The sequence below is a fragment of the Methanomicrobia archaeon genome (assembly GCA_011049045.1).
Lineage (GTDB): Archaea > Halobacteriota > Syntropharchaeia > Alkanophagales > Methanospirareceae > JACGMN01.
The window spans coordinates 21,477-30,722 of sequence record DSCO01000048.1; the positions used below are offsets into that span (position 1 = coordinate 21,477).

General features: G+C 53.8%; 8 protein-coding genes. 4 read left to right on the forward strand and 4 right to left on the reverse strand.

Annotation, left to right across the window (positions count from 1 at the left end; all coding sequences use genetic code 11):
* Positions 1–41: 41 nt before the first annotated feature.
* Positions 42–788 carry a DUF541 domain-containing protein gene (locus ENN68_06485; GenBank protein ID HDS45720.1) on the reverse strand — a complete coding sequence of 249 codons (747 nt, stop codon included), beginning with the start codon at positions 786–788 and terminating at the stop codon, positions 42–44.
* A gap of 197 nt (positions 789–985) precedes the next feature.
* Between ENN68_06485 and ENN68_06490 the strand changes: the two genes are divergently transcribed.
* Complete coding sequence (locus ENN68_06490; GenBank protein HDS45721.1) at positions 986–2,086, forward strand: hypothetical protein; 1,101 nt, start codon at positions 986–988, stop codon at positions 2,084–2,086.
* Positions 2,049–2,540: a hypothetical protein gene (locus ENN68_06495; GenBank protein ID HDS45722.1), complete on the forward strand. Its 492-nt coding sequence runs from the start codon at positions 2,049–2,051 to the stop codon at positions 2,538–2,540. The genes ENN68_06490 and ENN68_06495 overlap by 38 nt, the downstream gene beginning before the upstream one ends.
* Before the next feature lie 127 nt (positions 2,541–2,667).
* Here the strand turns inward: ENN68_06495 and ENN68_06500 are convergent, their stop codons facing one another.
* Complete coding sequence (locus ENN68_06500; GenBank protein ID HDS45723.1) at positions 2,668–3,249, reverse strand: nucleoside-diphosphate kinase; 582 nt, start codon at positions 3,247–3,249, stop codon at positions 2,668–2,670.
* Positions 3,250–3,738: 489 nt separating this feature from the next.
* On the opposite strand from ENN68_06500, the gene ilvD reads away from it, so the two are divergent.
* Both ilvD and ENN68_06510 read left to right on the forward strand, forming a co-directional pair.
* Positions 3,739–5,376 (forward strand): dihydroxy-acid dehydratase, encoded by a 1,638-nt coding sequence (ilvD, locus tag ENN68_06505; GenBank protein HDS45724.1) that lies wholly within the window; start codon positions 3,739–3,741, stop codon positions 5,374–5,376.
* A 160-nt stretch (positions 5,377–5,536) separates the two neighbouring features.
* Complete coding sequence (locus ENN68_06510) at positions 5,537–6,037, forward strand: pyridoxamine 5'-phosphate oxidase (protein HDS45725.1); 501 nt, start codon at positions 5,537–5,539, stop codon at positions 6,035–6,037.
* A 103-nt stretch (positions 6,038–6,140) separates the two neighbouring features.
* Here ENN68_06510 and ENN68_06515 read toward each other — a convergent pair whose 3' ends face one another.
* Positions 6,141–7,505: a cysteine--tRNA ligase gene (locus ENN68_06515; protein ID HDS45726.1), complete on the reverse strand. Its 1,365-nt coding sequence runs from the start codon at positions 7,503–7,505 to the stop codon at positions 6,141–6,143.
* 423 nt (positions 7,506–7,928) lie between these two features.
* Positions 7,929–9,140, reverse strand: a complete 1,212-nt coding sequence (locus tag ENN68_06520; protein ID HDS45727.1) for a hypothetical protein — start codon at positions 9,138–9,140, stop codon at positions 7,929–7,931.
* Positions 9,141–9,246: the final 106 nt, after the last annotated feature.

Here is a 9,246-nt window from a genome sequence, read left to right on the forward strand (position 1 = left end):
ACATTTTCACTCACGTTTCACGTGCCCGCTGTGAATGTGTCTCAGAGGCATCGGTATACGACCTGGATGGATGCGCTGACGGTCACGTCCTGCGGCTCAATCGGTGTCGGGACGACCGAGGGTGCTGGAGCGTACTTGGCGTATTCATCGTAGCCGCCTGCGCGATACGGGTAGGTATACACCCCACCTTCGGTGACCGTGGCGACGCCGACGATCTTCAGACCCAGCCCGCTGGCGATTGCGTCCGCTTTCGTGCGTGCATCCGCGCAGGCCTCCGTGAGCGCCTGCTGCCGCAGATCCCGCTCCCGCTCTTCGGTCAGCCCAAATACAACGTGATTCACCGTATTGGCTCCTGCAGAGATGGCCGTGTCGATCACGGGTCCCACCTTCTCCAGATCCTGCACCTCGACCGTTATCTCGTTGGTGACCCGGTAACCCAGGATCCCTTCATCTGGCCGCTCATAAGACCGTACCGGAAAGATCCGGAAATAGCTCGTCTCACGGTTGTCCTTCGGTACGCCTGCTGCGTCCAGTGCCGCGATCACCGCATCCATCCTGGCCGCGTTCTGCGCCACCGCATCGGTCACATTCTCAGATTGCGTCTCCACACCCAGATTCACCGTCACCTTGTTCGGCACGACCTTGATGAGCCCCGTGCCCGAGACGGCGATGGTGGTATTGCTCGCTGCGTTCGCGGCATCACCCTCCGAGCTCGTGCCCAGACAGCCGACCGCCGCCAGACAAACCACCAGTAGTGCGATCACGCTTATCGTTCCCAGTTTCTTCATCTTCTTACTCTCTCACCTCCTCAATGCCTGGTGATGCTACTAGGTGCGCCTTGATCAGCGCGCTTTGTACAGAACCTTGCGTGCGGTGGTATAAAGCCTTTTCCGTGGCTACGAACCGATTCGTAGCTTAGCAAAGCCTTTTAATCTGATAAACGAACCTGAGCATACAATGGAACCTGAAAAATGGTGAGCATACTATGAAACAGGGGAAGAATGTAGTGGTAAGAACCGAAAAAGAAAAGCGAGATGTTCTGTTCGTAAAGCTTGCGCCGCTTCCGGTGCTCTGTGTTCTGGTCGGAACACTCTTCATGGTGGGCTGTATCGCCCCGGGACCGGAACGGCCTGCAGGCATGGTGAGTGTCGCGGAGTTGTTGGCGAATCCCGTATACGATACGGAAGTAATCGTTTACGGGCAGGTTGATCTGTTGGGCGAACTGCTCTGCCCCTGCTTTGAGCTCTCCTCGGGCAGGAAGACCGTTCAGGTCTGGTACGACCAGATGGTTGAGGACGACGATTCCAAGCGGCCCGCGGTGAGTGTGGAGGGGATCGAGAACGGTGATTGGGTGCTCGTCCGGGGCGAGCTGAAGAGCGCGGGCGTGCACCGCGCGGCGAACGATTTCTGGGCGAGCAGTATCGACCCGATCGAAGACCTTGAGAAGTATGGGATTTCCCCCGCGCCGAGCATCATAGAGGTCACGGAAGCGGAAAGCAGGGAGATCGCACACGCATTCGTCGCGAACTCGCCAACCTACCAGTATGATGGTTTTGATCTGCGGTTTATCAGATCAGAGCCACTACGCTGCCCAAGCTGCTGGCTGTTCGTCTTTGAGTTCACATCGCGGCATGCGGGCTACGGCAACCGCACAGGACAGGTGCTCGCGCAGGTAATCACACCGCACACGGCACTGGTGGTGGTGAATCAGGGACTGGTGACCTATGCGACGCTCGACGAGCAGTGGGACATGCTCAAACAGGCACCGATTGCGGATATACCCGGTCGCGAGGAACTTGAGGCGCGGGAAATCGCACGGAGTTACGTACTGAACCTGGACGCGTACAGGAACTACGAGGGCCGAGATCTGAAGGTGACGGAAGTTGTGCAGGCACGCGGTCCGGGCTGCTGGCAGGTTGAGCTCGATTTCTTCCTGATCTCCGAGAAGGATCCCTCGAGGATCGATCGAGCGACGGTTACCGTATGGCTGGAAAACTGGGAGATCATGGACGTGGTCTATGCGCAGGGCGGACTCGAACCACTGACGTATGAAGAAGCACGCGCAATCGCAGAGAACAGCACCTGATATACAGGAGGGGACGTTGACCGGTACCTACGTCTACAACGACTACACGCGCACGTGGTGGCTCGATCTTGAGCCCTTCACGCCGCATGAGGGCTGCAATCCCGCCTGCGTCGTCTCCGAGGACACGCGCACGGCAGAAATAAACTGGCGCTGCACCGGATTACTACCGTCTGAGTCTGACGGAGGCAGCGAGACACAGCAAACCGTCTGCGTTACCGGCACCGGCGCGAGCATGAGCCTGTCTGAAGCGTTAGAGATCGCCGCAGCAAGCGAGTGCAGCACTGTGGGAAGGATAACGACGAACGCATCCTGCAACGCGGTAACGGGTACCTGGTGGCTCGATCTCGGCCCTTATGAGCCCAAAGAGGGCTGCAACCCCGCATGTGTCGTGAATATCACCACAAAGACGGCGGAAGTGAACTGGCGCTGCACCGGATTACTACCGCCTGGCTAGGTGAAGCAGGCGTGAAATGGGAACGAGGAGCGCATGATGTCTGTGTGGTGTGGTGTGGTATGGTGCTCCTCTTCCTCACCCACATCGGGAGTACAAACGGATCACAAAAAGCACGTTTCGTTACGCCTCATACTGTTGTCTCTGTGTGCCCGTCCGTCTCTTCCCGTACCGTCTTCACGTAAGCATCATCGTTTTGCTCGGTCGGGCGTACCCATGCACGCCGTTTGTACGCCTCGATGACGACCTCCTCGGTCGGATAAAGATCAACAATAATCTCATCAGGCATGAACCAGAGCTTTATCTCGCGCTCCGCCTCGGCTTCATCGGATGAGACATGAATGACATTTTCAAACAGACCTGATCTCAGAATTCTGCCATAAGAGCCCCGAATAGAGGTTGGCTCCGCTTCTTCGGGGTTTGTAGCACCAGCAAGCTCGCGACTCCTCCTTATCGCCTCGTCACCCCAATAAACCAGCGCCATCACTTTTCGACGATCGTGCAACTCACCCCGGAGATACCGTATCAGCTCCTCAAAGAACGGTTTATCGCGCAGGTGACTATAGTGCGCCTCAGCCAACTCGCGTGAGACCCGCACCATCTTCGCGGCCACGATCTCCAGCTTCATCTCCGACAGTCTCGTTAAGATGTTCCCGGTCAACGATTTTTTCAGTCCATCTGGTTTGATGAGTATCAATACTGCCTGATTCATCTTTTCGCTATCCTCTCTGGGTTTTACTCACGCTGGTGTGCTTCTTCTGAATGGAGATATACCTCAAGATCATAAAGAGCTTTCTGGTGTTATCAAGGTATGGTTGCGCCTGCCGGCATAAAAATGCGCACGCGAGCGTTGCTAGCACAGGATGCAGGTAAACGCGGAAGTTCGAACCTCGAAAAGATACAGGGGCTCTGTGGCCACCGCGAGCGAACGCGGCTGACAACCTGCAGGTTTTGCTCCGACTTCTTTGGGGGTCTGCACGGAATACTGACGCATGGTAAAGCGTTCATGAGCGGAAAGGTCGCATCTTTGTTGCGTACTCCTCGCCCTTATTGCAGGGTGTTATCAGAAAGAAGGCGCGGCACAGAGCGAGCGTGATTTTTCAAGCTTCCGATCATCCACGATTTGGCTCGGTCGTGCATCGCCGAGGCCAAGTTTATAGAGTACAAACGCCTGATGTTCTTAGTGTGGTGATACGTAAGCATGCGATCAGACATTTTAAAGGAGAGGATTGAGACCTTACCGCACCGTGCGTTGCTGCTGTCCGCGGGCCTGAAGCAGGAGGATTTCGCGCTGGACAAGCCCTTCATCGGGGTGGCGAACAGCTACAACACTATCGTGCCCGGTCATATTCTGCTGAACGAGCTGACGCAGGAAGTAAAGCGCGGTATTCGAGATGCGGGCGGCGTGCCCCTGGAATGGGGCGTTCCCGGTGTCTGCGATGGTGTGGCGATGTTCGTGGAGATGCGCCTGAGCCTCCCGAGCCGTGAGCACATCGCTGATAACATCGAGATCATGACCCTCTCGCACTCCCTGGACGGCTGGGTCGGCGTTACCAACTGTGATAAGATCACGCCCGGTATGCTTATGGCTGCGGGACGGCTCAATATCCCCGCGATCATGCTCACCGGGGGACCCATGAAAGCCAATGTCGTTGAGGGTCAGAAGCATCACCCGATAGAAGGCTTCGGGATCGTGGGACAGGTAAAAGGCGGGAAGTTGAGCGAGGCGGAGGCGCAAGCACTGCTCCCGCAGCTGGCCTGCGGCGCGGGCTCCTGCGTCGGATTGTTTACCGCAAACACCATGGCAACCGTAACCGAGGTGCTGGGTATGTCCGTCACCCGATGCGCGACCACGCTCGCGATCGACCCGAAGAAGAAGGAGCAGGCGTACGAGACCGGGAAACGGATCGTCGAGCTGGTGCAGGCGGACGTGAAGCCGCGCGAGATCATGACTCCGGCAGCATTCGAGAACGCCATTCGCGTGGACATGGCGATGGGCGGCTCGACCAATACCGTGCTCCATATTCCCGCGATCGCGAAGGAAGCCGGCGTGGACATTGACGTGGATCTGTTCGATTCGATCTCACGTGAGACGCCGAATTTATGTAAGATCATCCCTGCAGGGCCGTACGAGATGGCGGATATCGACCGTGCGGGCGGTATTCCCGCGGTGCTCAATCGCCTGCGAACGATGCTGAAGGATTCGCCGACCGTTAACGGCACATCGATCATGGAGATCGCGGAGGCCGGGCGGGTGCTGGACGATAAGATTATCCGGCCGCTTGAGAACCCGTTCTTCACGGAAGGCGGGATCGCGGTGCTCAAGGGCAATATCGCGCACAGCTCAGTCATCAAGCAGACGGCCGTGGAGAGCGAGATGATGGTGCATTCCGGGCCGGCGAGGGTCTTTTATACCGAGCAGAATTTGCTGGACGCGATCGAAGCGCGGCAGATCAAGGAAGGTGACGTTGTCGTGTTACCGTTCCAGGGTCCCGCCGGTGCGCCGGGTATGCCGGAGATGCTCACGCCAACGGATGCTATAAGGGGCGCAGGCTACACAAAAGTGGCCTTGCTCACCGACGGCCGGTTCTCGGGCGGTACATCAGGCCCGTGCATCGGCCATATCGAGATGGAAGCGTACAACGGCGGCGCTATCGCTGCCATTCAGAACGGTGACATCGTCGGGATCGATATCCCGAACCGCTCATTGCAGGTGAAGCTGAGCGACGCGGATATCCAGGAGCGGCTGAAAAAGGTGACGGCGCCTGCGCGGAAGTTGACGCCACTGCTTGCAGCATACCGTGAGAAGTTCGCCGGCGTTAACTGCTACGGGAAATAAACACGGCGGGCGGGCGCTCCGCAGCCATGCTCCGCTGATCCAATCCCGCCAGTCCTGCACCTCATGGTCCGTCAGGCAGCATGCTGATCGACATTCTTCCCCCACTAACGAAATCGCAAGTTATATAAACAACTTCGACCTTGGAGATGTCCGGAGGTGGATGGAACATATGGCAGAGAGGAAGGAATCTCATTTCGCGCGCGTGGCGAAGCGTGAGGAAGAATTGAGGGCAACGGGCGAAGAGGTGAAGATTACGGAAGAGATGGAGGCGGTCATCGCGAAAGCGGGCGGCTGGGCGATCGCCACGGTCTCTGATCAGGGCGTCCCCAACGTCGTGCCTATGGCCTTCGCGAAGGTGCTCTCGAAGAACCAGCTCATGATGGTCGACATTTTCCTGAATAAGACCCGAGCGAACATTCTGATGAACCCCCGCATCGCGGTTTCCGTCTGGGATGATGCAACCAGTAAGGGCTACCAGTTCAAGGGCAAAGCGCATTTTGAGGACTCCGGACCGATCTTCAACACTGCGATCGCCATGGTGAAGGCGAGGACAGACAAGCTCAAGCCGAAGGCCGCGTTGGTCGTTGATGTCCAGGAGATCTTCGTCACGTCTTCGGGCCCTGATGCGGGCAAACGGGTGGCCGGTGCGCCTGGCTGGTGAATCCTTTTTGCGCGATACTGAGCTAAGCGAGCGAGGGGTGTGAAAAGCAGTACATCCCCCTCAGCTTTATTTTCCCTGCTCTTTTTCAATACCCGGAGTGCATTTATTTAGAGCGCGACTCGGGGCGGTCTACCGTCCACTCCGTGCCCTCAGGTGTGTCCTTTACTAAAATCCCACGCTTCTCTAGTTCCGTTCGCAGGTGATCAGCTTCGTCCCAGCGCTTCTGACGCCGCAGCTCTTCGCGGTGCTTGATCATGGCTAGAAGCTCGTGCGGGAGCTGATCCACAGGAGGATGAAAATCGATACCAAGCACCTCGCCGATTTCGTCGAGCGCAGGCGTGAGATCCTCTCCGGTCTTATGCATCTGCTTTGCCAGCTCGAACAGGAGCGCTACGACACTTGGCGTGTTGAAATCCTCATCCATTGCCGCAACGAACCGCGCAATCCAGGGCTTCATGTCTCCTGCTTTCACACCGGCCTTCCGGGCCTCGCGTATGTACCGTAACCGGTCCCGTGACTCGGTCATCGCGGTCTCCGTAAAATTGATTGGGCTGCGATAGTGCGTGGAGATGAGCATAAGCCGGAGCGTATCGACGTCCCATGACTGCAGCGCCTCGCGAATGGTGATGAAGTTCCCGAGCGATTTGGACATCTTCCGTCCGCCGACCTTCAGGAACCCGGTATGCAACCAGTAGTTCACCATCGGCTTCTGCCCGCTGATCGCCTCCATCTGCGCGATCTCAGCCTCGTGATGCGGGAATATCAGATCCTGCGCGCCGCCGTGCGCATCGTAGGTCGGCCCGAACTCCGTTTCGGTAATCGCGGTATCCTCTATATGCCAGCCCGGTCGTCCCTTGCCCAGCTCGGATTCCCAGTAGGGCTCGCCCGGCTTAAACCGTTTCCACAGGCAGAAGTCCGCCTTGTTCCGCTTTCCCCGTGCATCATCGATACGTGAGACGGTATCCTCGGCGTCCTCCAGGGTACGGCCCGAGAGCTTGCCGTACTCCTGAAACCGGGAGACGTCATAATAGTAGCCATCATCCAATTCGTACGCATAGCCCAGCTCGAGCAGCTGCTGCACCTGCCCGACGATCGCATCGATGTATTCGGTCGCGGGCGCGTATTTCCGCACGCTCGTGACGCGCAGAGCACGCATATCCTCAAGATACGCGCGGGTGAACGTCCCGGCAAGTTCCTGACAGTTCATGCCGGTCTCGCGTGCCCGTGCGATGATCTTGTCGTCGATGTCCGTGATGTTCTGCAGATAATAGACCTCGTAGCCCCGATAGCGGAGATACCGCACGATCACGTCGAACGCGACGTAGGTACGTGCATGACCGATATGCGAATAGTCGTAGACGGTCGGCCCACAGACGAAGAGCCGAATGTACATGCCGTTACCGCCGCCCTCTCGCGGTACAAACGGTGTCTTTTTCCGTGTAAGCGTGTTGTAAATCCGGATCGTCATGGTAAAGAAGAGCGCAGGGAGGGGATTTCTAATAAAGGTGTAGAGCCCTAGACTTAAATACTTATGCCGCTATTTCACTACCATGAAAGATATTTACGGGAGCGATTTATGGGGATGAAGTTTCAATCGTATGCCATCTCAAAACAAGCGATAAGACGCCCGTACTCCTAATAAATAACACAATATGAGAATACTGGGCAATAAATTATAATTTATATTATCTTTTACTTTTACAGTCTTTCCTAAATCCATGTAGCTTCTTTTCTAGATCATTGATGTCATTCTTTTCTAATATGCTTTACTTCTATGAAAACCTTTCTGCTATTCTCAGCTCAGCCGTATCGCCGGTTTCTGGCCCTCGTGCCGCTGGCCGTTGATGAACTCTATCGAGGCGGCTCATCCCGCGAAAAAATTGAAAGAGGCTTACCGCCTCTTTCTGCTCGTTATGGTTACAGCAGCGATTGCCGATAGCAGGCCGACCAGTGCGATGAGGCCGACGGGTGTGAGGGTTGGTACCACCGCAACCGGAGGTTTAGGTGGCAACTCACAAATAAAAGTACATCCCGTAGTTCCATTATCGTTCCATCCATCTGGACTATAACAGGTGTTGTTATCACCATAATTTTCTGTAGCATTCACATCAACAAGAAAATCACTGATAGAATTTTGACAAACTATATTGTTACTAATATTATTGTTTTTACTGTACTCGAAGATTTTTATCCCATATCCCCCATTGTTCTTTATTGAATTATTGAAGATCAAAGTATCATCCATTGCAAAAAGATCTATACCAACCTCATTGTTATTTTCTATTATGTTATTGGAAATTATATTAGAACGGCGATAATTGAAGAGGCAAACTCCTAAATCGTTAAAAATAATAGTGTTGTTAGTTACAATATTATTTGAAGAAGTAATTGTTATTCCACAACCAGCATAACCACTGTTGTTGTTTACATTGTTATGATCAACAACAACATGCTGGGAATTGCCACTGATTGATATCCCTCTTCCCCGGTTATTTGTTACGTTATTCCCCATGACTATAGTATGGTCAGCCCAATCAAGAGATATTCCGATATTACCTGAGTAACTTGCACCTCCACTGATAGTGTTATTGAGCACTCGGTTGTATGGAGAATTATGATAAATATTTATCCCTTGATCGTCGTAAGTATCCACACTGTTTTTTGAAATCGTATTATTTGATGAATCTTCCAACCTCATCCCTTGTCGGTTCGAATTAAGTGTATTGCCAGTTACGCTCGTATTGTGTGAATATTTCAAATAGATGCCCCAATAGCCATTATTGACAATGATGTTACTCTCTACTTTACTGTTAGTTGAATCATTCACATAAATCCCATATAAATAATTCATCACATTGCAGTTCTTTATCGTGACATTGTCAAATCCTTGATTATAAATTCCATAGCCAGAACCATTTCCATTTATCGTTGAGCCATTACAATCTAATACTATGTTAGAGGCATTGATTATTATAACCCCAGCTGCAGTTGCATCTGCAATATCATAATGCCCATGGCAAAGAGTGGTGTCCGGATTGATATACAAATCATCTGTTGGGACTACACATGCACCGCTTACAGTTCCTACTAGTGTCTTGACAATTTATTTTCCAGTCAATATTTATATGTGGGGTACTCCATACTGGTTTCATGAGCAGATTTTCCCTTGCTCCCGACGAGGTAGATTATCTCACTGGTTTTGTGAAGAA